Source organism: Sorangium sp. So ce426 (assembly GCF_051475585.1).
In the GTDB taxonomy this organism is placed as follows: Bacteria; Myxococcota_A; Polyangia; order Polyangiales; family Polyangiaceae; genus Sorangium; species Sorangium cellulosum_B.
On sequence record NZ_CP150341.1, the window covers coordinates 9,666,936 to 9,692,225 of the forward strand.

At 70.0% G+C, this 25,290-nt stretch carries 16 protein-coding genes; 3 read left to right on the plus strand and 13 right to left on the minus strand.

Annotation, left to right across the window (positions count from 1 at the left end; translation table 11 throughout):
* Positions 1 to 23: 23 nt before the first annotated feature.
* From WMF44_RS36195 to WMF44_RS36215, 5 genes are all read right to left on the minus strand, one after another.
* The gene (locus WMF44_RS36195) at positions 24 to 2,168 is read right to left on the minus strand and encodes a response regulator (RefSeq protein WP_437294601.1); all 2,145 of its coding nucleotides are present in this window, start codon (positions 2,166 to 2,168) and stop codon (positions 24 to 26) included.
* Positions 2,165 to 8,131 (minus strand): AAA family ATPase, encoded by a 5,967-nt coding sequence (locus tag WMF44_RS36200; protein ID WP_437294602.1) that lies wholly within the window; start codon positions 8,129 to 8,131, stop codon positions 2,165 to 2,167. The genes WMF44_RS36195 and WMF44_RS36200 overlap by 4 nt, the downstream gene beginning before the upstream one ends.
* Before the next feature lie 249 nt (positions 8,132 to 8,380).
* Positions 8,381 to 9,286: a DUF6999 family protein gene (locus WMF44_RS36205; RefSeq protein ID WP_437294603.1), complete on the minus strand. Its 906-nt coding sequence runs from the start codon at positions 9,284 to 9,286 to the stop codon at positions 8,381 to 8,383.
* A gap of 1 nt (position 9,287) precedes the next feature.
* Positions 9,288 to 9,986 (minus strand): iron-containing redox enzyme family protein, encoded by a 699-nt coding sequence (locus WMF44_RS36210; protein WP_437294604.1) that lies wholly within the window; start codon positions 9,984 to 9,986, stop codon positions 9,288 to 9,290.
* Between the two features lie 28 nt (positions 9,987 to 10,014).
* Complete coding sequence (locus WMF44_RS36215) at positions 10,015 to 11,145, minus strand: beta-ketoacyl-ACP synthase III (protein WP_437294605.1); 1,131 nt, start codon at positions 11,143 to 11,145, stop codon at positions 10,015 to 10,017.
* Positions 11,146 to 11,462: 317 nt separating this feature from the next.
* Between WMF44_RS36215 and WMF44_RS36220 the strand changes: the two genes are divergently transcribed.
* Positions 11,463 to 12,425 carry a hypothetical protein gene (locus tag WMF44_RS36220; protein WP_437294606.1) on the plus strand — a complete coding sequence of 321 codons (963 nt, stop codon included), beginning with the start codon at positions 11,463 to 11,465 and terminating at the stop codon, positions 12,423 to 12,425.
* 26 nt (positions 12,426 to 12,451) lie between these two features.
* On the opposite strand, the gene WMF44_RS36225 is transcribed toward WMF44_RS36220, so the two are convergent.
* Positions 12,452 to 12,931: a carboxymuconolactone decarboxylase family protein gene (locus WMF44_RS36225; protein WP_437301657.1), complete on the minus strand. Its 480-nt coding sequence runs from the start codon at positions 12,929 to 12,931 to the stop codon at positions 12,452 to 12,454.
* A 136-nt stretch (positions 12,932 to 13,067) separates the two neighbouring features.
* On the opposite strand from WMF44_RS36225, the gene WMF44_RS36230 reads away from it, so the two are divergent.
* Complete coding sequence (locus WMF44_RS36230) at positions 13,068 to 13,961, plus strand: sigma-70 family RNA polymerase sigma factor (protein WP_437294607.1); 894 nt, start codon at positions 13,068 to 13,070, stop codon at positions 13,959 to 13,961.
* A gap of 220 nt (positions 13,962 to 14,181) precedes the next feature.
* Here WMF44_RS36230 and WMF44_RS36235 read toward each other — a convergent pair whose 3' ends face one another.
* The 5 genes from WMF44_RS36235 to WMF44_RS36255 all read right to left on the minus strand — a co-directional run bounded on the left by WMF44_RS36235 (position 14,182) and on the right by WMF44_RS36255 (position 19,441).
* Positions 14,182 to 14,652: a cupin domain-containing protein gene (locus WMF44_RS36235; RefSeq protein ID WP_437294608.1), complete on the minus strand. Its 471-nt coding sequence runs from the start codon at positions 14,650 to 14,652 to the stop codon at positions 14,182 to 14,184.
* 217 nt (positions 14,653 to 14,869) lie between these two features.
* Complete coding sequence (locus tag WMF44_RS36240) at positions 14,870 to 16,345, minus strand: hypothetical protein (RefSeq protein WP_437294609.1); 1,476 nt, start codon at positions 16,343 to 16,345, stop codon at positions 14,870 to 14,872.
* Positions 16,346 to 16,431: 86 nt separating this feature from the next.
* A complete protein-coding gene (locus WMF44_RS36245; protein ID WP_437294610.1) occupies positions 16,432 to 17,367 on the minus strand; it encodes a hypothetical protein in 936 nt (311 codons plus the stop codon).
* Between the two features lie 90 nt (positions 17,368 to 17,457).
* Positions 17,458 to 17,895: a CBS domain-containing protein gene (locus WMF44_RS36250; RefSeq protein ID WP_437294611.1), complete on the minus strand. Its 438-nt coding sequence runs from the start codon at positions 17,893 to 17,895 to the stop codon at positions 17,458 to 17,460.
* Positions 17,896 to 18,160: 265 nt separating this feature from the next.
* Entirely contained in the window at positions 18,161 to 19,441 is a 1,281-nt protein-coding gene (locus tag WMF44_RS36255) for a pectate lyase family protein (protein WP_437294612.1), read from the minus strand.
* Between the two features lie 628 nt (positions 19,442 to 20,069).
* Here WMF44_RS36255 and WMF44_RS36260 point away from each other — a divergent pair.
* Positions 20,070 to 20,249, plus strand: coding sequence for a hypothetical protein (locus WMF44_RS36260; protein WP_437294613.1), 180 nt, complete (start codon positions 20,070 to 20,072; stop codon positions 20,247 to 20,249).
* Positions 20,250 to 20,474: 225 nt separating this feature from the next.
* On the opposite strand, the gene WMF44_RS36265 is transcribed toward WMF44_RS36260, so the two are convergent.
* A complete protein-coding gene (locus tag WMF44_RS36265; protein ID WP_437294614.1) occupies positions 20,475 to 24,350 on the minus strand; it encodes a protein kinase domain-containing protein in 3,876 nt (1,291 codons plus the stop codon).
* 301 nt (positions 24,351 to 24,651) lie between these two features.
* A complete protein-coding gene (locus tag WMF44_RS36270) occupies positions 24,652 to 24,981 on the minus strand; it encodes a DUF2934 domain-containing protein (protein ID WP_437294615.1) in 330 nt (109 codons plus the stop codon).
* Positions 24,982 to 25,290: the final 309 nt, after the last annotated feature.

Here is a 25,290-nt window from a genome sequence, read left to right on the forward strand (position 1 = left end):
ATCGGAGCAGGCGGCGTCGATCCTCATCTGGCCCCGCCATGGATTCGCCCGGCCAGGGTCGCCACGTGCGCCACCAGATCCGGTGGCTTCACCGGCTTGGCCAGGTGCATCTGGTATCCGGCCATGAGCGCCCGCGCGCGGTCCTCGGCGCGCGCGAAGGCGGTCAACGCCAGCGCCGGCACGCTCCCCCCACGCTCCTCCGGCAACTGCCGCACCTTCTGGATCAGCTCATACCCGCCCTCGTGCGGCATACCGATGTCGCTCACCAGGACCGTCGGCTGGTCCCGCTCCAGCTCCGCCAGCGCCTCCACGACCGAACCCGCCGTCCGCACCTCCGCCTGGCACTCCGTCAGTATCCGCAGGAGCAGCTCTCGCGTGTCCGGCTCGTCGTCCACCACGAGCACCCGCACCCCCTTCAGGCTCAAGAGCTCCCCGGCGCGGTGCCATGACGGCCGGCGCTGCGGCATCGACGGCGGCTCTCCTCTGGCCAGCGCCTCGGCGTTCTTGGCCGAAAGCGGCAGCGTCACCGTGAAGCTCGCCCCCAGGTCCTTCCCTGCGCTGGCCGCCTCCACGGTCCCCCCGTGCAGCCCCACCAGGTGCTGCACGATCGAGAGACCCAGACCCAGCCCGCCGTACTCGCGCGTGGTCGAGGCGTCTGCTTGCCGGAATTGCTCGAATACGTACGGCAAGAACTCCGGCGCGATGCCGATCCCCGTGTCGCTCACCGCGAGGCGCGCATACGACCCCTCGCGGCGCAGCGACACCTTCACCTGCCCGCCTTGCCGCGTGAACTTCATCGCGTTGCTGACCAGATTCCACACGATCTGCTGGAGGCGGTTCGGGTCCCCCATGACCTGTTCTCCGGCCGACTCGACGCTGAGCTCGAGGCGGATCCCCTTCGCCTTCGCCGCCGGCTCCGCCGATTCCAGCAGCGTTTCGAGCATCTCGCCCAGATCGACCACCTCCACGTCGAGGCTCAGCCGCCCGCCGATGATGCGCGACATGTCGAGGAGATCGTCGATGAGCTTGGATTGCGCCCGCGCGTTCCGCTCGATCGTCCCGAGCGCCCGGCCCAGGATCTCGTCCGATGGGCCGCGCAGGCGGAGCAGCTGCGACCAGCCGAGGATCGCGGTGAGCGGCGTCCGCAGCTCGTGGCTCAAGAGCGCCAGGAACTCATCCTTCAGCCTCCCCGTACGCTCGAGATCCGCCCGCGCCGCCTGCTCCCGAGAGAGGAGCACCTCCCGCTCCGCCTCGGTCCGCTTTCGATCGCTGATGTCCGTGGAGATCCCGCAGACCGCATACGCCCGGCCCGACTCGTCGAAGAGCGGACACTTGATCGCGATGTACGTGTGGAGCCCATCGTCGTGGGGCACGATCTCTTCCATCTCCAGCGGCCCCCCGGCCGCCACCACCTGCCGGTCGAAGGCGCGGAGCGCGTCGGCGCACTCCGCGGGGAACAAATCATAGTCGGTCTTGCCGGCGATCCACCGCGCGGTCACATGGAACAGCTCTTCGTAGCGGCGGTTGATCATCAAATACCGTCCTTCGAGGTCCTTGACGAAGATGACCGCCGTGGAATTGTCGATGATGGCCTGAAGCAGGCGCTGGCTCTCGCGCAAAGCGACCTCCGCGCGCCGGCGCTCGGCGTTCTCCGCCTCGAGGGCGGCGTTCGAGCTCGCCAGCTCGGCCGTGCGCTCTCGCACCCGTTGCTCGAGCTCCTGGTGAGCACGCAGGAGCTGCGCGTTCTTCGCCTCGAGCTCCTTCTGCGCCTCGCGCAAGCTCAAATGCGTCCTGATCCGCGCGAGCACCTCCTCGATCTCGAACGGTTTGGTGATGTAATCGACGCCGCCCGCCTCGAACCCCACGAGCTTGTCCGCCACCTCTCCGAGGCAGGTCATGAAGATGACCGGGATGTCTCGGGTGCCCTCGGCCGCCTTCAGGCGCCGGCAGGTCTCGAACCCGTCGATCCCGGGCATCACCACGTCCAGCAGGATCAGGTCGGGTTTCATGAGGCTGGCTCGCTTCAGGGCCGCCTCCGCGTCCTCGGCGGCGAGCGCCTGATGACCCGCGGATTCCAGATGATCCACCAGCAGGGCCAGGTTCGTGGGCATGTCGTCCACGATGAGGATCGTGGGCTCACGAGCGCCGGGCGCGGAGGCTCTGCTCATGATCGCCGACCGTCGGCCGCCACCTGGCCTGCCGCGGCGTGCTCCTCGACGAACTCCTGCAGCTTCCGCATCTGGTACGTCCGCGCCAGCGTCTGGAGCTGATCGAGCCAGGGGCCGAGCCGCGGCTCGACTTGCTGCATCCGCTCCGCCTCCGCCAGCACCTTCCGGATACGGCCCGACGCCACCAGCCGCGACAGCAGCGAGAGCTGTTCGGCCGAGGGCGGCGCCAGCGCGTCATCCCCCTTCACCACCGCGGGGGCGGCGGCGTTCACCGGTTCATGCGTCCATTCCACGCGCAGAAAACGCGCGATCTTCTCGAAGAGCAGGCTGGCATGCACCGGCTTCGGCAAGAAATCGTCCCAGCCGGCGTGGGCCCCCTTCGGCTGTTCGGCGGCGGTGACGTTCGCCGACGAGGCCAGGATCACCACCCCGTCGAGCTCGGGCATCTGCCGCAGGCGGCGCGTGGTCTCATAGCCGTCCAGGCCTGGCATGGCCAGGTCCATCAGGATCAGCGCCGGCCTGTGCTCCAGGGCGAGCCGCAGCGCGGATTCGCCGCTGTCGGCCTCGACGAGGTCGAAGCCGATGGGGACCAGCAGATCGCAGAACAAGGCGCGGTTGCGAGGGTTGTCGTCCACGACGAGGACCTTGCGGCGCTCGCCGCGATACCCGGTGATCGTGGCCCACGCCGGGGCCTCGTCGGCGGCCGCGGGAGAGGGCGCCTCGGCGAGCGCGAGCGTCACCGTGAACGCGCTGCCTTTGCCGAGCTCGCTCTCGACATGGATGGTCCCGCCCAGCTGCTCGATGATCCTCTTGCTGATGGCGAGGCCGAGCCCCGTGCCCTCGCTCTTCACCCGCTGGTCTCCCACCTGCTCGAAGGGCTCGAAGATGCGCGCGAGGTGCTCCGGGGCGATGCCGGTGCCCGTGTCCTCGATCCGGAAGCGCACGTCGCGCGGACCAGCTCCTCCCTCATCAAGAACGTCGACGAGCAGGGTGACCGCGCCGCGCTCGGTGAATTTGATGGCGTTGCCGAGCAGGTTCAGGAGCACCTGCGTCAAGCGCTTCTCGTCCGCGTGCACGGCGGCGAGCGCCGGGCCCCGCACCTCGTGGGTGAAGGCGATGCCCCTCTGCTCGGCGCGCACGCCGCAGAGATCCACCACGTTGCGCACGAAGGAGGGAAAGTCGAACCTCCGGGGGACGAGCTCCATCTTGCCCGCCTCGATCTTCGCCAGGTCCAGGAGGTCGTTGAGCAACGCCAGCAGGTGCTCGCCCGATCTCTTCACGATCTGCACCCCTTCGCGGCTCTTCGGCGAGAGCTCGGGCGCTCGCATGAGGAACTGGGCGTATCCCAGGATGCCATTGAGGGGCGTGCGCAGCTCGTGGCTCATGCTCGAGAGGAAATCGCTCTTCGCGCGATTGGCGCGGTCGGCCGCCTCCTTGGCGATCCGCAGCTCCGCCGTCCGCTCCTGGATCTTGACCTCCTGGTCCCGGTACAGCACGGCGTTCTCGACGGCGATCGCCGCCTGCGAGGCGAGCACCGACAGGAGCTCCACGCGCGCCGGAGGGAACGCCGACGGCACGTCGCGGTGCTCCAGGTACAGCACGCCCACCACGTGGCCCCGATGCGTCAAGGGCAGCGCCAGCAGCGAGAGCACCGCGTGCAATGCCAGGTACGGGTCGCCGGCGAAGCGCGCGTCGGACCGCGCGTCGCCCGTCACCACCGGCTCGCCCGTGCGGGCCGCATATTGCACCACCGCCACCGGCACGTCGTGGCTCTGCCCGAGGGGCTCCGACAGGCCCGCCTCGATGCGGGTCCCCTCCACCCATAAACGAGCGACGACCGAGAGCGCCTCCCCTTCGCTGAGCACCAGGGCGCCGCGCTGCGCCCCCGCGTTCTCCAGCGTGAGCTCCATCAGCCGTCCGACCACGCGCCCCGGGTCGAGCTCGCCCGAGAGCGCCTGCGCCGCGCGCACCGCGGTCTTCACGTCGAAATGCGCGCCCGTGGACCCGCCCGTGGTCGTGGTGGTCGCCGTCACGGTCGTGCGCTCGGAGGCCGACTCGTGCATGGACGCCTTGAGCACGGCGGGATACCTCGCGCCCAGATGGGCGACCACCGCGTCAGCACCCCAGCGCGCGTAGGCCTCGCGCGCCTCGCGCAGGTACATCGCCCCGACGTGGCCCTTGCCCTCCTCCAGCCGAGACTCGGCGGCGAGCTGGGCTGCCAGGGCCTCGATGTGCAGGAAGCGGTGCTCGCGGGCCAGCTCGATGGCCTCGTCGTATCTGGCCGCTGCCTCGTCGCGCTTGCCCAGGACGCGGGCGTATTCCGCCTCGCCGAGGCGCAGCTTGTGGAGGAAATTGGCCTCGCAGCCTTCGGTGAAGTAGCGCAATCGCGCGAGGCTGCGCTCGATGTGCTGCCGCAGCCGCGCCCGTTCCTCGTCCGTGACGGCGTCGGGCCAGCGCTTCGCCGCCGCGAGCGCGAGAAAGAGCGCGATGTCCGTCACCATCGGGATGCCGAGGAGGTCCGCCTGGAATTGCTCCGCCTCCCGCATCCTCGACAGCGCCCGCTCCCACTTCCCGACGGCGCAGAACAGATACCCTTCCAGGGTACGAGCGAACCCTCCGGTGTACCTGTCCCCGTCGGCAAGGAGAGAGCGAGAACCTCGCGGCAACGGCTCCTCCTCCAGGAGGCGCCCTTCGCCGTCAGGGGACATCAAGACCTCGCAAAAGGACGCGACAAGCTCGAAGTGGTGTCGCCCCACGGCGTCCCCCGCGCGCTGCACCAGCTCCCAGCGCGCCTTGTGCTGCGCGTCGACCTGGCCGAGCGGCAGGCCGCGCCACAGCCGGTAGTAGAGCAAGTCGCACAGGAGCCCCCAGCTCGTGCCTTGAAACGACCCGATCTTCAGGCCGGCCGCGATGGCTTGCTCATAGACGGGGGACGCTTCATCGATGGGCCTCGAGTGGCCGAGGTAGATCCCCTTGAGCGCGAGGCACTCGGGCAGCATCGCGGAGCCCACGCGCTCTGCGGCGCGCACCCCGGGCGTGAGCCAGCGCATGGTGCGGCGGTACATGCCCGTCGCCACCGACCACGCGTTGGCGAAGCTGCAGATCATGAGGGTGGCGGCGGGCGTGAGCGCGTCCCGCCGTATCGCCTCGGACACGATGCGGGCGATGACGAGCGAATACAGCATCGGCCGGCCACCGTAGATCGCGCAGAGCTGCGCCTGCGTCATCAGGGCATCGATGAGCCGGTGCTCCAGCGACGGATCGACCTGCATTCGATCGAACCCGTCCGGCTCGCGATCGAGCCATCGATCCAGCGCGGTGGACTCGCGCAGGAGCGCGACCTGGCACGCCTCGTCCGTGTCGGGGAACGTGATGCCCTGCTTCGCGAGGGCGGCCATCCCGAGCCCGATTCCCCGCGTGTACTGGCCCGTGGCGACGCAGCAGCGCGTGCGGATCTCCTGCGCCGAGAGCCAGGCGACCTCCGGCAGAGGCCTTTCCAGCAAGGCGAGCGCCCGCGCCTCGACGTCGTCGAACTCCCGCAGCAGATAGGCGGCCTCCAGGCGCTCGAGCCCGATCTCCACCGACAGCGCGCGCTCCTGCTCCCAGGCCCGCTCGCCGAGGAGCGCCTGGGCGCTGTCCAGCAGGTTGGTCATCAACCGGTACGAGCTCGCCGCCATCGCGGCGCGCGCTGCTTCCAGGTTCAGCCGCGCGAGCTCCTTGCGCTCCTCCACGGACTCGAGCCGCGCCGCGCCCAGGTTCAGGTGCCGCACGAGCTCCAGGAATTGCTGGGCCGTCCCCCCCTCGGCGTGATGGCGCGCCTCTAGCCGGCGGCCGATCTCGAGGTGCGCGAGCACCCGCTGCTCCGGCGAGATCCGCTCGTAACTCGCCTGCTGCACGCGGTCGTGCAGGAACCGGTAGGCGGCGTCCATCGCCGCCGCGCCGATGACCCCGAGCGCCTGCGCGGGGCGGTAGGCCCCATCGACCGGCACCACCAGCTCTGTGTCCAGCGCCGGCCATAACGCCCCTGTCACGCGGGCGCGCTCCCACCCGCTGAGCCGCTCCAGGTCGTGCAGGTGGAACGTGTGGCCTGCGCAGGCCGCGAGCCCCAGGAGCTGCTGCGTCGGCTCGGGCATCTCACGCACCTTGTTCGTCAGGAGCGCCACCACGTTGTCGGTGACGCTCGCCTTCTCCAGCGACGATTGCTCCCACCGCCACGCCCCGGTCTCCGGGTCCCTCACCACCTGCTTCTGCCGGTGCAGGGAGAGCAGCAGCTGCTCCAGGAAGAAGGGGTTTCCACGGGTCTTGCGCGAGAGCACGCGCGCCAGCGGCTCCACCCGCGCGGGCTCGCTCTCCAGCGTCCGCGAGCACCACTTTTGCACCTGCTCTGCCGACAGGGGGCCCACCGTCATCCGCGAGACGTTGGCCTCGCTCTTTTCCACCGCCTCCACGAGCTTCCACAGCGGGTGCTCGGGCGGCGTCTCGTTATCGCGGTACGCCGCGATCACCAGCAGCGATTTGCGCTCCACGTCCGTCAGCAAGGTCTGCAGGATGATCAGCGTGGCGCTGTCGGCCCATTGCATGTCGTCCAGGAACATCACGAGCGGCGGGTTCGGCGCCGTGACGGCTCGCACGAAATTCAGCCACGTGAGCTTCTGCCGGTTGAGCACCTGCTCGCCCTCCACCGGCGGCACCGGCGGCAGCTTGCCCATGACCAGATCGAGCTCCGGCACGACGTCGGCGATGAGCCGCGCGTTGTCCCCGACCTCGCGCCGGATCCGCTCCTGCCAGGCCTCGAGCACCGCCTCCGAGCTGGAGAGCCATTGGCGCATCAGCGCCCCGAACGCTTGCGCCAGCGCCGCATAGGGCGTCGACCGCGCGAGCTGATCGTGCTTTCCCGCTATCAGGAGCCCGCGCCCCGCCTGCGCGATATCCCTGTAGACGGTGCGCACGAGCGCCGTCTTGCCGATGCCCGAGGGGCCGCCGACGAGCAGGAGCTCCGTCATGCCCTGCGCGGCGCGCGCAAACGACTCACCCACCCGCTCGACGTCGCGCTCCCGCCCCACGAGCACCTGCGGCAACCGGAGCTTGCGCGAGAAGTCCTTTCTTCCCAGGCCGAACGGCTCCACCGTGCCCCGCTCGTCCCATTGACGGAGGGCCTCCTCCAGATCCTCCGCCGCGCCGCGGGCCGTCTGGTAGCGCCGCTCGGGATCCTTGGCCAGGAGCTTCGCCACGATGGCCGCCACGGCCCTCGGCACCTCCGGGGCGACGGCATCGAGCGGAGGCGGGTCCTTGGCCAGGTGCGCGTGCACCAGCGAGAGCGGATCACGCTCCGTGAACGGCAGCCGCCCCGACGTCACCTCGAAGAGCGTCACCCCCAGCGAGTAAAGGTCCGTGCGCGTATCGAGCGCGCGCGCCGTGCGCCCCGTCTGCTCCGGGGAAATATAGACCAGCGTCCCCTCCAGGGCCTCGGGGATGCTCGCCTCGGTCGCCTCCTGGGACAGCAGCGAGGCGATGCCGAAGTCGAGCAGCGTGACCCTCTCGCACGCCTCGTCCACCAGCACGTTTTGCGGCTTGATGTCCTTGTGCATCACGCCGGCGGCGTGCACGCCCTCGAGCACCCGTGACAGGAGCCGGCCGAGCCGCAGCGCCGCCCCGACCGGCACGCGCCCCTGACTGGCGAGCAGGCGATCGAGCGACCCGAGGCCGGGATCCTCGAGCACCAGCGCCGCCGTGCCGCCCCGCTGCTCCAGCGCCCGCGCGCGCGCCACCCCGGGCACCTCGGCGAGCTGCATGAGCACCTGGTGCTCGTGGATCAGCCGCCCCATCACGCGCGGACTGGCCACCTCGGCCACCGGGATCTTGATTGCCACGCGCGCCCCCGAGGGGGCATGAACCGCGCGCCATACCCGCGTCTCGTTGCCGTCGTAGATTACCTTTTCCAGCGTGTAATCCCGCAGCTCCATCGTTGCCCCCCTCGCAGGGGCGCTGCTGTCGGAGCCTCATCGTAGTGTCGAGCAGGACGGAATGCGACCAGCGATCCTGCCTCTGGAATTTATTTCGGACGACCTCTGCTGCACGACGAGGCCGTGGTCGCCTCAGCGCTTCCCGGCGACCGAGCGGGTTCCTGCTGCACCCGGGCCGAGCGTCATGTGCATCGAGAGCTCGCGCCGACCGAAGAAGCCTCGGTTCGAGGAGGAGGATTCAGGAGATCGTCACGGCGCGAGGGTTCCCTGGGCCGCCGCTCTCTTCGCTTCTGCCTTCAGCTTCCTCAGGTGTCCGTGCAGGGTCTCGGAGTCGAGGCCGTGTAGCGTCAACCGGAAACCGGCGTCGAGCGTCGATCTGGGCACCATGGGATGATGGTTGTGCACCAGGGCGACAGGCAGCGGGTCGTTCAGGATCTTGCCGATGTAGAGCGCGATGATCTCGTCCAGCTGCAGCGAGTTGCTCGCCCGCCAGAAATGGTGGTCAGACAGGAACAGCGCATAGAGCGGCGTGTAGATCTCGATGGCGGTCTGCAGGTCGACGACGTTCAGCCAGGTGTTCGGGAGGTCGTCGATGCTCGCGTCGTCGTCCGTGATGGCAGAGAGGTCGACCTCCTTCCGGGGCTCGATCTCACGCCCCTCTGCGCGAAGCTTCTCGTTCAGCTCGATGATGAAGTTGTAGAAGGTCAGATCGTGGACCGTGAACGTGTTGTTCAAGAGGTCCTCCAGCCTCCTGGTCCTCAGCGGCGTGGTCGTCTCGATATCGATGCCCGGGACGTTGTCCTCGATGAATTTCAAGATCTCCGTACCGATGGTGAAGTGACGTAGGATAAGATAATTGGCCTCCGGGGCGACGAAGAGCCTCAGACCCCAGTAAATGGACCGGTGCAACAACCACGGAGACTGCCAGCTCGTCGGGACAAGAATCTTCATGAGCTTGATGCCGGAGATCGACAGGCGGGCGAACGGCCTGACGATCGGCATCACGACCCTGCGCGCGTAGCTGCGCTGGCTCTTCAGCAAGGCGGCCTTGGCCCTCTCGTCGATCAGCAAGGACCGGTCCAGGTACAAGGCCAGCCACGGATCGGGATCCCTGGGGTCGTGCTTCATCTTCCTGAAAAAGCCCTGAAAATCCATGTCAGTAGCTCCCGATCTCTTCGAGCTGGAGGCGGTAGAGTCGCGCGGTGATCCGGGCGGTCTTGAGGATTCTCGGCGCCATCCGCGGGAGGTTCAAGATGCCACAGCGGAGCGCCTCTTCCAGCTGGCCCAGGTGATCTTCGTCGGCCTTCGCGTGATAGAGATAGAAGCTGACCGCCTGCGCCTCCAGGCGAAGGGCGGACTGCACATGCTCGGCCCACTGGGCCGCGACCCGCTTGCCGAGGCCTTCGATGATGTACATGGCGCCGAGGAGATCGAAGGGGTTCGGCTGATCGGCTCGATGGAAGATCCAGGCAGACAGGGCCTCGCTGCCGATGTTCAGCTCGTGCCGCGCGAGCCCGGCCGGGTCGCCGCCGCTCTTCAGGTAATCCTGCTCCAGCATGAGGTAATCGCGATGCTCCGCGGCCGCGTGGCGGATGAAGCGCGAGCGCAGCTCGGCGAACTCGTGGCCGACGTTGGAGGCGGCGCGCGCGATCCAGAGCGCCCCGTTCATGACCTGCGCCCGGTGGTTCAGCAGGAGCTCGTGGTAATCGGCCAGGCGAACGCGACGATCGATCACGCGCCGCACGATCGGGATGTGATGCACCTGGGACTCGAAATCCAGCCAGATGGACGACAGCCCGCGCAGGACGGCCTGCGGTGAATCTTCGTCTCGAGGCGATGTACGTTCTGGAAGCATCCTGAACCTCCCTGGTGATGACGGCGGATCAGACGACCGTGAGCAGCATGAAGGCGATGACGCAGCGGCCGCTCTCCGGGATGAAGCCGAGGATCTGCTGGCCCGGCTGAAGATCCCGCTCCTCGATCAGCTGGTGCAGCATGAGGAGAATGGATGCGGCCCCCGTGTTCCCCTGGGAATAGAGGTTCGTGAACCAGCGAGCCTCGGGCACCATCGCCCCGGTCTTGGCGAGCAGCTTGACCATCTCTCCGCGGAGAGAGTGGGACGAGTAGTGCGCGAGGAAGTGGTCGATGGCTTCGGGCCTAAGACATCGCCGATCCACGAGCTCGAGGTAGTGCTTCGCCCACACGGGGAACATGCGGTAAAGCAGATCGAAGTCCTGCCTGAGGACGACGGCGCCCTGCTGCGCCGCGAGCGCAGGGCTGTCGTAGTGACTCCAGGGCTTCCTCTCACCCGCCCGGTTCCTGGAGGTGCCCGCGTACATGCAGGGGTCGAAGCGGTCGGCGTAGGAGCAGAGATCGATCCATTCCACCCTCAGGGAGCGGCGCCCCTCGTTCGGCCGGGACTCCAGGAGCCAGGCACCGGCCCCGTCGGAGAGGGTCCAGCGGAGGAACTCGGTCTCCATCAAGGCGGAGGAGTCCTCGCCTTCCTGCTCCCGACCGGCATAGAAGCCAGGGCGGAAGAAGCGGCTGGAGAACTCGGCGGCGCAGGCCACACCGCAGTCGTGCTCGCCCGCCTTCAGCTGGAGGTAGACGGACTTGAACGCCATCATGCTGCTGGCACAGACGCTCTGAAAGCTCGCGATCTCCATGGGCCTCAGGCCGAGCTCGCCGTGGACCGCGCTGGCAAAACCGGGGACGAGGAGGTCGCCCTGGGTGGTGGCCGCCGCCAGGAAGGAGAGCCTCTCCGCGGCGATCTCGCTGCGCGAAAGCGCGTCCCGGATCGCGCGAGCCGCCATGTCTGCGCTGCTGTGAAGGTGCACGCCTTCCGGTGTCAACGCATAATGACGTGTCTTGATGCCGTTCTGCCGAAGGACGAGGCGCCCGAGCCTGGAGCGTCTGTCGTTGATCTTGCCGATGTATTGCTCCATCTCCTCGGTGGGGACCGGTTTGCCAGGCAAAAAGGCGCCAGTGCTGGTGATGTAGACGGAACGATCCATGATCCCTCTCCGTGGCAGACATGGGCTTGGAGCTCGTCACGGCGGCCATCAATACTACCTTAGTCGCCCTCGCCGGGCCGAGGCATAACCATGTCGCGTCTCGCCGACCGCCGGCTTCGCCCGCCGGACGCTGGCCCGGTTTTCGCCTGTCCACAATCGCGGCCCGCGGCACCTCGCAGCGCCCAGGCGCGCTGAGGTGATTTCGTCGCGGGCGCATCCCGCATCCCTCGCCATCCTTGGTATGAAAGGGGGCCGCCAAGGATTCATCAGATCATGTCGGTCGCGTCCTCGCGCTCTCGCTCGCGCTCGCGCCCGTCTTGGCCGGAACCTGCGGGAGCATCGAGACCAGCGGCTTCTCGGCCATCGCCAGCCGGAACGGCCGGGAGGCGCGGTACCTCGGGGGCCTCAGGCCCGGAGCCGCCGCCGACTACCGCTGGCTCGCGAAGCACGGCGGCGTGCGATGGCTCTTTCTGACGCACCGGGACCATACGAACCACCACGCCGAGCTCGCCAGCCGCTTCCCGGGTTGCCGCCGCATCCTCGGCGCCGCGGACGTGAACCTCCGTGAGAACAAGTACATGCCCTCGACCGGCGACGTGGAGATCAAGCCCGGGAACGAGCTCGGCCCGCTCTCGCTCGAGGGGGAGTCGCTCTCGAGAGAGGCGGCCAAAGAGGCCGAGATCATGCTGTTGCCGCAGCCCGGGCACACGCCGGGCTCGTTATGCCTCCTGTACCGACGCCGCTTCCTGTTCACCGGCGATCACCTGAGCTACTCGCGCTTCCTGGGTCAGCTCGTGGCGCATCGATTGCAATGCTGGGAGGACTGGGAGCGCCAGATCCGCTCGGTGCGGTATCTGCTCGCGGCGGCCGAGGCCGGCTGGCTGAGGTTCGCGTGGGTGTTGCCGGGTCACGGGGAGTGGGCCCGCCTGCCGGGCGAGGGGAGCGCGGCCGAGACGGCCGCCGAGCTCCGCCGCGTCATCACGTCGATGGAGCAGAAGCCGAAGGGGCATACGCCGCTGGGCCGCTGGATCCTGTACGTTCAGAGCCGGATGGCGCCCGAGAAGACGCTCGGGCGCGCGGTGCGCGCGATCGGCGGCGGGAGCGACGCCTGGGTATTGCCGCGCGGCGCGCGGAGCTCGCTCACCGATTTCGATCCGGACGAGACGAGGGTCGCCCTGCGCCGGCTCTATGTCCTCGGCGCCGCCGCGCTTCTGGCCGCCGCCGGGACCGCATGGCTCACCGCGCGCCGGGACATGAGCGCCCTTTCTGGTCGCTCCTAGGACGCTAATCCCACGGCTTCTCCCCGTCAGCGGTTGTCCGCGCGCGTATCCAACTTCATCGAGCCGGCGATCTGCCTCGTTGTCACGTTGAACCGATTGAAGAGGTTGATCAGCCCGATGTGCAGGGTCAGCGCCGCGAGCGCCGGCTCGTCGTAATGCCGCGCGGCCTCCTCCCAGACGGCGTCGGGCACCGGATCCGCGCGGTCGCTGAGCCTCGTCGCGGCCTCGGCGAGCGCGAGCGCGGCGCGCTCCGCCTCGGTGAAATAGGGCGTCTCGCGCCACGCCGCCACGGCGAACATGCGCTCGTCGGTCTCGCCCGTCTTCTTCATCTCGCGCGCGCCTATGTCGACGCAGAAGCCGCACCCGTTGATCTGGCTCACCCGCAGGTGGACGAGCTCGAGCGTCCGCGCCGGCACGCCGCTCTTCTTCACCGCGCCGATCAGGGCGTAGATCGGCTGCATGACGTCGGGGATGACCATCGCGGGGTTCTTCATCCGTGCTTTCAGCATGTTCGTGCTCCTTCCGAGGCGTTCGGGTGTGCTCGCCAACCGTGACGAGGCGCTGAACGTCCGTTCGCGTCGTCACATCGGCTAGAGTTCGTCCGTCACAGCCATGACGAAGCACGACGAGGGAGTGTGACCGATGGATGAAAATAGTTGGCTGGCCGGGCGGTTCGAGGCCCACCGGGCCCATCTGCAGGCCGTGGCGTACCGGATGCTCGGCTCCCTGAGCGAGGCGGAGGACGCCGTGCAGGAGTCCTGGCTCCACCTGAGCCGCGCCGACACGAGCGGCGTCGAGAACCTGGGCGGGTGGCTGACGACGGTCGTGGCGCGGGTGTGCCTCGACATGCTGCGCTCGCGCAAGGCGCGGCGCGAGGACCCGATAGCCGCGCCCGACCCCGCCGCGGACCGCGAGGCCGGGACCGACCCCGAGCGCGAGGCGGTGCTGGCCGACTCCGTCGGCCTCGCGCTGCTCGTGGTGCTCGACACGCTGACCCCCGCCGAGCGGCTCGCCTTCGTGCTGCACGACCTGTTCGCGGTGCCCTTCGAGGAGATCGCCGCCATCGTGGGCCGCTCCCCGGCCGCGGCGAGGCAGCTCGCGAGCCGCGCCCGCCGCCGCGTGCAAGGAGCGCCCCCGTCCCCGGACGCCGACGTCGGCCGCCAGCGCGAGGTCGTCGACGCCTTCATCGCGGCCATGCGCGGCGGCGACTTCGACGCGCTCGTGGCGATCCTCGATCCGGACGTCGTGATCCACACCGACGCCACGGCCGAGCCCCCGGCCGGGAGCGAGGTCCGCGGCGCGCGCGCCTGGGCCAAGCAGGCGATCCCCGCCGCGCGCGGCGCCAGGTTCGCCCGCCCCGCCCTCGTGGACGGCACGGTGGGCATCGTCGTCGCCCCGCAGGGGCGGCTCTTCCGGGTGCTCCGCTTCACCCTCGCGCAGGGCAAGATCGCCCGGATCGACGTCGTGGGCGACCGCGAGCAGCTCCGCGATCTCGACCTGTTGGTCCTCGACGACGGACCGCAGCTGGAGATCTAGAACAGCGATCATGTTGAAACCCGGAGAATTTTCACAGGGAGGCGAGGAGGCGGGGAGGAAGAAAAAAAAAAAATGAAGTTCTCCCTCTTGCCGTCTCTCCCTCCCCGCCTCCCCGCCTCCCTGTGAAATTCCTGCTTTTTCTCGGGGTTTCAACCCGTTTGTCGCTCTAGACAAGCCCTGTGTAAAGCGCGCTTTTCGGAGGCGTGCTCACCTCATCCACTCAGTAAGGTGTTCCGTCCTTGTGCGTGTAGACGTACTCGCCGCCCACCTTGCGGAAGGCGAGATCCTCGTCGGGATACTCGACACCGTCTTCGGGATCGCGGTTGCTGATCTCGAGGTAACGCGCTGGCGCGGCGCTGCGGTTGACGAAGTGATGCCCGTTGCGCGCGCCGGCCGGAAAGCCCGCGCATTGACCCGCCGTGAGCACCTGCTCGCCGTCGTCCGTGCGCAGCACCACCTCGCCCTCCAGCACGAAGACGAGCTCGTCCTCGTCAGAGTGGTAGTGCCGCAGCGCCGACTCCTTGCCCGGGAAGAGCGTGGTGAGGTTGACGCCGATCTTCGTCAGGCCGAGCGCGTCGCCGAGCGCGCGCTTCTCGCGCGGCGTGACGCGCGCGGGAAACGGCTCGGGGTACGTCGAGCCGGTGCGGGGCTCGAGATCGCTGGGGTTCAGGGCAGGGCGTTCGAGGGGCATGATCATCTCCGAGCAAAGCGGCCGCGCTCAGCGGCCGCGCGGTGTGGGCACGAGCGTGGAGGCGAACCTCGCCGGGTTCAAGGGGGGCGGGCACCGGCATCCGAGCCCGTCCGCGCCCCCGCCCCCTCCCCGAGGCGCGCTCCCCCCGTCCCGCTCGCCCCGATCGAATCAGCACGCGCCCCCTCCGAATCGTCCTACCCCCGCTCCAGCCGCGTCGTCAGGAGCCGCTGAGACGCTCCTTGGCGCGCGAACTCACGAACATCGCTCCGTCACGCGCCAGCACCGACAGCACCGCGGCGGTGGCTCGCGGGTGGTCCGCGACGGCGTAGCGGACATGCGCGTTCTCGTCGGTGGCGCGCCGCTCCAGGGTATCGAGCGGACAGTCCGCGCGCCATACGATGTGACGGCGCACGACGAAGTCTGGGTCGTGTTCGAGATCGAGCAGCAGGGACAGTGGACAGGCCTCGTTTCTGCCAACGAGCAAGCGCACATACGAGTCGGGGTCGCGCGCGAGCTGCGACAGCATGCGCTCGGTCGTGCTCGGATTCTGCGCGACGGCGCCACGGACGAAGAGGTCGGCGGAGTCGGCCAGCTGGACGAGGATATGCTCCGGTGTGAGCGGGTGCTTTCCGATCTCGCAGTGGTTGTCGCGCAGGGCGCTCGCGGTGACAAGGATGTCGGGCGTCACGCCTGGATGCGCGAACACGGCGCGACGCAACAGCTCGCTCGAGGCACGGCTCCATTGGCGCAGGCACGCTTCGGGACAATCGGGGCGCTTCACGAGCTCGAGCTTCACCCAGGTGTCGTCGTCGCTCGCAAGCACTTCGAACTGCTCGGCGCTCAGCGCGCGGCGCCGCGCCAGACGTCGACGAACACCCGAGAGCGGGTCGCGCAGCAGGCCCTGCAGGTGCGCGGCATCGAGCGCTTCGTGGGTTGCGAGCAGCAGACGCACGGCGGGCGGCGGACTGTCTGTGATCTGGGGGTAAAACGCGGCGGGGAAGTCCGGCCGTCGCAAGAGCGCGAGCAAGACGCGTTCATTCCGATCAGCGAGCAGCTCGGGCATCCTCGCGTCGTCCCAAGGCAGCGACGCGGCGGCGATGGCGCGATAAGAAGCCAGTCGGTGCTGCGCGAAGGCACGCAGTGTGTCGAGCGAGAGACCCATGCGCGTCTCGGCGACGAGCCGCACGGCTGCGTCGGCGTCGTGACGGAAGCGTTCGAGCCAGTCGCGCGGACACTCGCGATGCGAAGCGACGGCGCGGCGTGCCTGGCCTCCGAGCTCGGCGAACTCGGCGAGCACGGAAGCGGCCACCGGCTCGTTGCGCGAGATTCGCGCGAGGTCTTCGCCAAAGTGACGCGGAATCGCCGCGGCGTGTCTCGCGATCGCGCGCACGTTGCCGTCGCCGTCGGTCCAGAGCAAGCGGCGGAGCGGCTCGTCACAGCCTGGATGGGCGGCGACAGCGCACCGGACGGCGCGCGAGGCGTCACGCGCGAGCTGCGCGAGGACCTCGCGAGGAGCGCCCGTGCGGCGGGCGAGGGCGCGACGAACGTTGATGGCCTGGTCGGTGGCGAGTGAGAGCAGCGTCGCGAGCGGCGTGCGCGGGTGCAGCCCCGCCTTGATGCGCAGACTTTCGCTGGGGGAGCGCGCAAGCGCTTGCAGATCCTCGGCGCTGAGCTCTGCTGTCCGTCGCTTCATTCACAGGGATATCTAGCAGACCCCCCGCGCCAGCACAGGTCCGTCCCGCAGGCCCTGTCCCTTCGCGCCACGCGGCCGAAGCCAACTCAGAATCTGGCCCCCACGGCGAGACGGAGCGTCGCGAGCTTGCCCTGCTCCAGGCCGAACCCGAGCGGCTCGTCCAGCGCCACGAGCAGCCCGGCCCGGAAGTACAGGCCCGACGCGGGTGGCTCCACCCCGACGAAGGGCTCGGCCGCGAGCTGCATCTTGTCGGTCTGTGTGAGCGGGAACGCGGCCTGGAGCCGCGCGCCGACCCCGAACCCGCCCACGCTGCGCAGCTCCGCCTCGTTGCTCTGCTCGATGAAGAACTCGGTCTCGCCGCCGCCCGTGGGGATGGCGAACATCGCCACGAGATCGCTCCGCACATAGAGCGCCTCGATCGGGCGCAGCTCGATGCCGCCGCGGGCCCGCAGCGGGACGTGCTCCAGGAGCGCCCGCTGCGTGTCGAAGTACCCCCGCACGGCCAGCGCCGCCGCCGCGGCCGCCTTCGTGTCGTCGGACGGATCCTGCGTGATGGGGATGGAGGCCGAGAGCCCGCCGACGAGCATCAGCATGGTAGAAATGTTCCCGGCGTAGTGAAGTCCTATCGAGGGATTGCCGAAGAAGAACCCCTCGAGCTCCGGCGCGACGGTCGCGGCGTCGCCCTCCGCCGGGCCGGACGTGCTCGCCTGGCTGCTCCCGTACGCAAACGGCAGCTCGGCGTCGAGGTGGAGCCCCCCGATGAGCTTGATCTGGGCGACCGCCGCGAAGGACGCCACGAAGGAGTTCCCCTCCCACGCGCCGCTCGCCCCGTCGCTGCTCACGGTCTCCCAGTCGGGGAGGTTCGCCTCGATGGTGCTGGTGAGCACGTCCGCCTCCACGCCGAGACGGAAGCCGTAGGACTTCGCCCACTGCGCTTCCGTGACGGTTTCCTCGGCGAGGGCTGGCGGGGTGAACGAGAGCAGGAGGGAGAGGGCGGCAAGGGACGAAGCAAGCTGGCGCATGCGGACAGCGTATCTTTTTTTCCGTCCGGGGCCATCCAGCGGGACGATGGCACAGGCAGCCCGGAGGGGAGGCAGCCGCTTGCCGGGCGCTCAGCTGTAGACCCCCTGCACGTACTCGGTCAGCATCTTGATCTCGGCCTCTTGCTCGCGGCTCACCCAGTGCACGAGGTCGCCGATCGAGATCATCCCGATCACCCGCCCGTCCTGGACCACGGGAAGGTGGCGGCAGCGTCGCTCGGTCATGACCGCCATGGCCTGCCGCGCCGGCGTGCTCGGCTCGACGCAGACGACGCCGCACGTCATCACCTCCGCGACGGGCGTGTCCGCCGGATCGCGCCGGGCCAGGATCACCCGCGTCATCACGTCCCGCTCGCTGATGATCCCGCTCGGCGATCCGTCGCTGCTCACGAGCAGCGCGCCCACGCGCCGCACGCACATCGACTGCACGGCCTCGAAGACGGTTGCGTCCGGCGAGATGGTGTAGACGTTCCGACCCTTCCTGTTGAGGATTTCGCCAATGCTATCCATGGTCATCCCCTTCCTGAGGGAATGATGACAAAAAAATCGCGCGTGCAGCGTGCTCATGCGCGATTTTTTGGCTTCTTTTCACCTGGACGCCTCGCTTCCCGCGCTTCACGGCCGGGCTCGCCTTGGCGTGGAGAGCGCGGCCGGGCTGAGGCGGACGCCCCTTGTTGCATGGATATTTCAGACCGAGGACATCGCTCTTTTCGACCAACCGGAATCGAACCGAAATCGAAGAGGCCCTCTCCGGCCTACCCGCCGGGGGGAGCTCTCAGTAAGCAAACGTGCAGGTGTTGCCGGCTCCGCACTCCTTGGAGGTGACCGCCGCGACGACCTGGGACGCCGGCATCGGCGTGTAGCGGTACGGGATCTCGAAGACGGTGCCCCTCGAGTCGTTCAAGTCGTCGCCGGTCCCCTGGTTGCCGATCCCCTTCCAGCCTCTTGGGCTGCCCATGTCCGTCCAGATCGACCTGTTCTCATCATAGACGCAGTTCTCGGCGATGAGCGCCATGTCCTTGCCCACGCCGTGGATCTGCCCGCCGCCGGTCTTGTGGTAGTTGTTGAGCATGTGGACGTTGCCGTACCGCCCGCGAGGCTGGCGTGAATCGACGCGCTCGCCCCAGTGGCTGTTCATGTACGTGATGCGCAGCTTGCCCTGGCTCGCCGGTTCGTCGTCGCTGCCGGCGATCAGGTTCGAGAACCGGTGCTCCTTGTCGTATGTATAGTAGAAGCGCGACCAGGAGACGGTGACGTAGTCGGCTCCCTGGGTGATGTCGCAGTTGCCGTCCTGGCCGTCGGAGATGTCCAGATGGTCCAGCCAGACGTGGTGCGCGCCGTTCCCCGTGTAGACGGCGTCTGCTCCGGCCTTGCACTCGTCGTAGCTGGCGCAACGCGCGCCCCGCACGGCGAGGTTGCGGATAATGATGTTGTTCACGCCGGCGCCGCTCATCCGGATGTTGCCGGTGATGGTCACGCCGGGGCCGATGCCGATGATCGTCTTGTTGGCGCCCGGCGCGAGCGTCCCGCTGTAGTTCCCGGGCTTCACGAGGATGATCGCCGGGGTCGAGCCCTTCGCCGCGTCCTGGAGCTCGCTCATCGAGGCCACCGTGATGGCCGAGCTCAGATCCGTGCCGCCGCCGGTCGTGCCGCCAGCGACGCTCGCGAAGCCCGGAACGGGATCCGTGATGTGGAGGTCCCCAACCGGGGTCGACCCGCCGGTACCCTCACCACCGGCGCCCGCTCCACCCGTGTCCCCTCCACCAGCGCCCGCTCCACCCGTATCCCCGCCGCCAGCGCCCGCGTCACCCCAGCCGGCCGCGCCCCCGGTGACGCCGCCCGTTGCGCCGGTGGTGGCTCCGGCGCCGCCTGCTCCACCCGTTGTGGTACCGGAACCGCCCGTCGCCGTCGCCCCGCCGCCGCTGGTCGTCGCCCCCGCGCCGGAGGTTCCTCCAGAGCTCGCGCCTGCGCCGGGCGTGACGTCGGGATCCGTCGAGCTGCAAGCGATCAGCAAGCCGAGAATCGAGAAGGAGGCGAGTCGATACGCGTGGGGCATGGTTCCTCTGCGGGTGATGGAAGCCAAGCTTCTTTCCCTCAGGTTGCGCGGCGCCCCCGCCAGCCGTCACAAATCGCCGGGACGCTCCCGGACCGCGATCCTCGTCGAATCCTGAGGCGGAGCTCGGCCTTCGCGGCCAGGGGGCCGCGGGGCTCACCGTCGCCTTGCCGCTGCTCGCGGGCGGGCGCGGGCGCGTCGGCACTCCTGGCTGGTGGTGCGCGTGGGCCCGCTGGACGTGACAGGGGGAGGCTCGAAGCGCGGCCCCATCCGTGCACCTGCCATCATGATCGGCCTCGTGCGGCCAGAGCGTCTGCGGCGCCGACTACCAGTTCTATGACTGCGTACAGGGACAGTGGGTCGCCGCCGGCATCGCGTGCGCAGGCTCGTGCCAGTGTACGGGCGGCACGGACTACCTCGGCAACCCCGTGTCGGCCTCGTGCGGACAGAGCGTCTGCGGCGCCGACTACCAGTTCTATGACTGCGTACAGGGGCAGTGGGTCGCCACCGGCGACGCGTGCGGCGGGAGTGGAGGCTAGCACCACAGAGCGAGAGTACACAGGGAGACGGGGAGGAGAGAGATAGGAGACTGTCCGGTTCTCCCGATGTCGCACTGAAGACGGTAACCAACGTGAACGTGAACGTGAACGTGAACGTGAACGTGAACGTGAACGTGAACGTGAACGTGAACGTGAACGTGAACGTGAACGTGGTCGTGGTCGTGGTCGTCGACGACACGATCGTAGACGTGGACGTTCCGTCCGGTACCGTGGTCGACGATTGTCGCAACATCGAGCTCCTCGCGTGCTGACGGATTTGGCTGCTCAGCTGCGTCGAGCAGCGCTTTCCATTCTGCTCGACATCGCGGAAGGCGGAGGAACGCCGGAGCGAGACGTTCACGTTCACGACCTAGCCGTTGACGACCACGACCACGACCACGACCACGTTCACGACCACGACGGCGTTGGTGACTGCTGGGGGCGCGGCTTGGGGGCCTGAACGCGCTTGGTTAACACCAATGCCGCGCCCCCTCCCCTCACCGCTCCACGCGGTCGAGCCACGCCCGCGCGTCGTTCTCCAGCAGCGGATCCCCGAGCCGCACCGACAGCTCCAGAAGGTCCTCGAACTCCCGCCGCGCCAGCGCGTCATTGCGCGCGTTCTTCAGCAGCATCGCCGCCGCCCAGCGGCCCTGCAGCACGTCGTGCCAGTAGCCCTGCTCCTCCGCCCGCGCGATGAGCGCCTGCAGCCGCTCCCGCGCGTCCCCCGCCCCCGCCACCCCGTCCAGGTACGCCAGGTACATCCGGTTCGAGGCGGCCACCCGATCGTACCCCGCCTCGTCCGCCCGCTCCAGCGACTCGGCGAAGAGCGACCGCGCCCGCTCGTGCTCGCCCAGCCGCACACACGCGTACGCCAGGTTGTGAAGGTTCACAACCCCGTCAAACCGCAGCCCTAGCGCCCGGTCCAGCGCGATCGCGCGCTCGCACGCCGCCGCCGCGGCCCGGAAATCCCCCGCGTAGAGCTCGATCGTCACGAGCAGCTTCGCCCGCACCGCCTCCGCGACCCGATCGCCCGGGGCGGCCGCCTCCCAGCGCGACAGCGCCTCCAGCGCCCCGGCCCGATCCCCCGAGGTCGCCCGCGCCAGCACGACCGACTGGAGCGCCCGCGGATCGTCCAGCGGCCCGAGCGCGGCGAGGTCGAGCGCGGCCCGCCGCGCGCGCGCGAGCTGCCCCTGGAGGCACGAGACCTCCACGTCCACCGTCAGCGCCTCCTGCAGGAGCTCGCGGCGCCCCACCGCCATGTCGACAACGTCGTCGAGCAGGTCGTGCGACAGCCGGAACAGGTTGGTCGCCCCGAGCGCGCGCGCGAGCTCGATGCGCAACTTCACCCGGAGCTCCAGCGAGCCGACCGCATCGACGCGCGCGAGGATGCGGTCCGACGCCGCCGGCAGCGACGGCGCGCGGCGCGCGTGGCCGACCGCCTTCGAGAGGATCTCCACCCACCGGGCGAGCTCGTCGGGATTGCGCCGCGCGACGTCCGCGAGCTCGAACGCCCGCGTCATCGCGGCGATCGCCGCGTCGAACTCGCCGCGGCGCACGCGGACCCCCGCCGCGCGCGCCAGGTGCCCCGCCGCGCCGTCCGCGTTCCCGAGCGAGAGCGCCCCGTCCACGGCGCGGCCGAGGTGGCAGTCGACCAGCGCGAGCACCGCCGGATCGTCCCCGCCCACGCGCTCCAGCCACTCGGCCGCGAGCCAGTGGCCGAGCGCCCGATCCGCGTCCGTCAGCATCTCGTAGGCCGCGTCCCGCACGAGCGCGTGGCGGAACGCGAACTCCGGCTCCCCGCGGAACATCGACTCCGGCCGCGGCTCGAGGAGCTCCCGCTTCTCGAGCGTCAAGAGCCACGACTCGAGCTGCGGCACCTGCGCGCCCCCGCCGAGCATCGCCTCCAGACCGCCCCGCCAGAACACCTCGCCCATCACCGCCCCGGCCCGGAGCACCCGGCGCGCCTCGGGCTCGAGCGCCGCGATCCGCGACTGCATCATCGCGAGCACCGTCTCCGGCACCTCCCCCGCCCGCCTGTCCGCCGTCGCGCGCACGAGCTCCTCGAGGAAGAACGCGTTGCCCGCCGACCGGTCGACGAGCGCCGCGAGCTCGGCCTCCGGCGGCGCGTCGCCGAGGACCTCCCGCACGATCCGCTCGCACGCGCGGCGCGACAGCTCCCCGAGCCGCATCTCCGTCGCCTCGCGATCCTCCCACAGGCCCGGGAACGCCTCGCGCACCCCGGGGCGCGCCAGCGCCAGCACCATGAGCGGCTGGTGCCGCAGTAACCGGAGCGCCGCGTCGAGCGTGTCCACCGTCGCGCGATCGCAGAAGTGCAGGTCGTCCAGCACGATCAGCACCGGCCGCGCGTCGCACTCGGCCCGCAGGAAATCGAGCCACGCCCGCCGCGCCTGCTCCTCCATCACCGCGCGATCCTGCCGCGCCGCGCGCAGCGCCGGGCTCTCCGGGAACGGCGCGCCGATGAGCTCGCCGAGCAGCTCCGTCACCCGCTCCCGCGCGGCCTCGCCGACGTGCCGCGCGACCCGCGCCGCGAGCTTCTCCCGCCGCGCCTCCGCGGGCTCGTCGTCGAGCAGGCCCGCCGCGCGCCGCACCGTCTGCGCGAGCAGCCCGAGCGGCGCCGCGCCGCACATCGGATCGCCGTGCGCGCGCCACACGGTGACCGGCTCGCTGCGCGCCTCGACCCGCCGGAGCAGCTCGTGCGCGAGGCGCGACTTGCCGACGCCCGCCCCGGCCGTGACCAGCACCACGCGCGCCACCCCCTCGGTCGCGCACTCGTCGAGCACGTCCTCCAGCGCCCGGAGCTCCCGCTCGCGCCCCACGCAGGTCGTGAGCTTCCCGAGCACCTTGCGCCCGCCGTCCTGCGGCTCGCGCGCGCCGAGCAGCGTGGGGCCCTGGCTGCCCGCCGCGATCTCGAAGCGATCGCCGAGCAGCGCGGCCGTCATCTGATCGATGAGCACCGGCCGGCCCGACGACGGATCCTCCGCGGCGTGGCGGACCCGCGCGTCGAGCAGCGCGCCCGTGCGGTCGATGACCTGCCCCACCGCCTGCGTCCCGGCGATGACGTCCCAGCCCGTCGCCAGCGCCACCCACGCCCCGGGCAGCAGCGCGTGGATCGAGAGCGCGCAGCGGGCGGCCTTGCCGGCGAGATCGGTCGGCGAGCCCGCGCCGGCGACGACCGCGGCGACCGAGCCGTCGGCGAGCACCTCCAGGACCGCGCCGTGCGCCTGCGCGGCCTGCCGGACCTCGTGGAACGGCGTGGTCGGCGGCGGCGCGGGCCGGGGCCTCGCCGGCGGCGCCGGCGCGAGCAGGCCCTCGGGCAGCGCGTCCTTGCTGCCGGAGACGACGGTCGCGTGGTGCCCCGACAGCATCGTGTCGCTCGCCCGCTCAGGGCCCGCGATCGCCTGCGGGCGGGCCGACGGTGGGCCGCGCCTGCCGGCGCTCATCTCGGCGGCGAGCACGACGCTGACGAGCCGCCGCTCGCTCTTCGTCAGCGCGGGCGTCGGCAGGCCGTTGCCCGTGGACATGTTGCCCTCCACGACGCTCAGCATCCGGAGCTCGGCGGCGACCTCGCCCGCGTCCGCGGGGCGCTCCGCGGGGTTCTTCGCGAGCAGCCGGGCCACGAGCAGGTCGAGCGGCGGCGGGATGTTCGGGCAGAAGGTGCTCGGGCGCGGCGCGGCCTCGAAGAGCACCTTGGCGAGGACGGACAGCGGGTGCTGGGCGACGAACGGCGAGCGCCCGGTGAGGCACTCGAACAGGAGGCACCCGATCGAGTAGAGGTCGGCGCGCGCGTCGACGTCGACGTCGCCGCGGACGCGCTCCGGCGCCATGTAAGCCGGCGTGCCGATCGCCGATCCGGTGAGGGTGAGCTCGTACGTCGCGTCGGCCTGGCGCGCGATGCCGAAGTCGATGAGCTTCGCGCTCCCGATGTCGCCGCCGGGCAGGAACACGTTGGTCGGCTTGAGGTCGCGGTGCACGATGCCGCGCGCGTGGACGGCGGCGAGCGCCTCGGCGACGCGGCCGACGAGCATCAGGCTGTGCTCGATCCCGAGCGGCCCGCGCGACAGCCGCGCGCCGAGGTCCTCGCCCTCGAGCCACTCCATGGCGAGGTAGTAGAGCCCGTCCGCCGTGACGCCGTGGTCGATGTAGCGAGCGACGACGGGGTGCTCGAGCTCGGCGAGCAGGCGCGCCTCCCGCTGGAAGCGCACGACGTGCTCCCTGCCCTGGTTGAAGATCACCTTGAGCGCGACCACGTGGCCGCTCTGCCGGTCGAGCGCCCGCCACACCGCGCCCATCCCGCCGGAGCCCGCGAGGCGTTCCAGCTGGAAGCGGTTGGCGAGGACGTGACCTGAATGCATGGCGCAAGTATCGGTGTGCAGACCTCCGCGGTCCAGGCGGCCGGGGCGCGCGTGGACCGCGAACCGTGGGCCCACCGCCCACGCGGAGCGCGAGGATACTCATCCCGCGGCGCGGCTACGAGCCTCGAAGGCCCGCGGGCGCAGCCGCCGGGCCGGCGGGAGCGGCGGGAGCGCGGCCGCGGCCCGCCCTCGCCGGCCGGCGGGGCCGCTCACGCCCGCGCGAGCGCGCCTGTCGCGCCCGCAGGGGCGCGCTCGCAGGGGCACGCGGCCTCGCGCCGCCCGCGCCGCCGCGGCGGAGACCTCAGCTGGCGAGGCGCTCGAGCCGCGCGTCGACCTCGCGCTCGGCGTTCAGCCAGTCTTCAACGGGGTTGTTCCGGAAGCCGGCCCTCTCGGCATATCCATAGGCCACCTTGGCGATCAGGCCGTGGCGCTCCTCGCGCGACAGCCGCGGGCGCGGAGGCGCGGCCTTCGGGGCGCCGGCGCTCGCGCGCTCTGCGGCGCGCTCCACGGCCGCAGAGGGCATCTCGACGGCGACGGGGGCAGAGACCGCGCTCTCGGGCTGCGCCGAGGCGACCGGGCTCGTGGCCCGGGTGGTCTTCGTGCGGGCCGGGGTCTTGCGCTTCGAGCTCATCTCGTCGTCTCTCCTTTCGGGTACACGGGTCGACTAACCCAGGTCCGCGCGTACGCACAAATTTTGAGCACGTAGTTCCTCGGCGCCCTCCCCGCCGCCGGTCGGGATCTCCCTTCCAAGAGACCGTGATTCGCGGTAGAGTCGATGTCGCTGACCGGGTGAGATCACCCGGCATGTGTCAGCCATCATCCCTCGTTGTTCGTCGCCACCTCGTGGCCGACGTTCATCCGCCATCGTCCATCCATCGTCCATCTGTCGTTCCCACCGTCGTTCCCATTTTCGCTCATGGCGGCCCATCCCCGGTCGCCG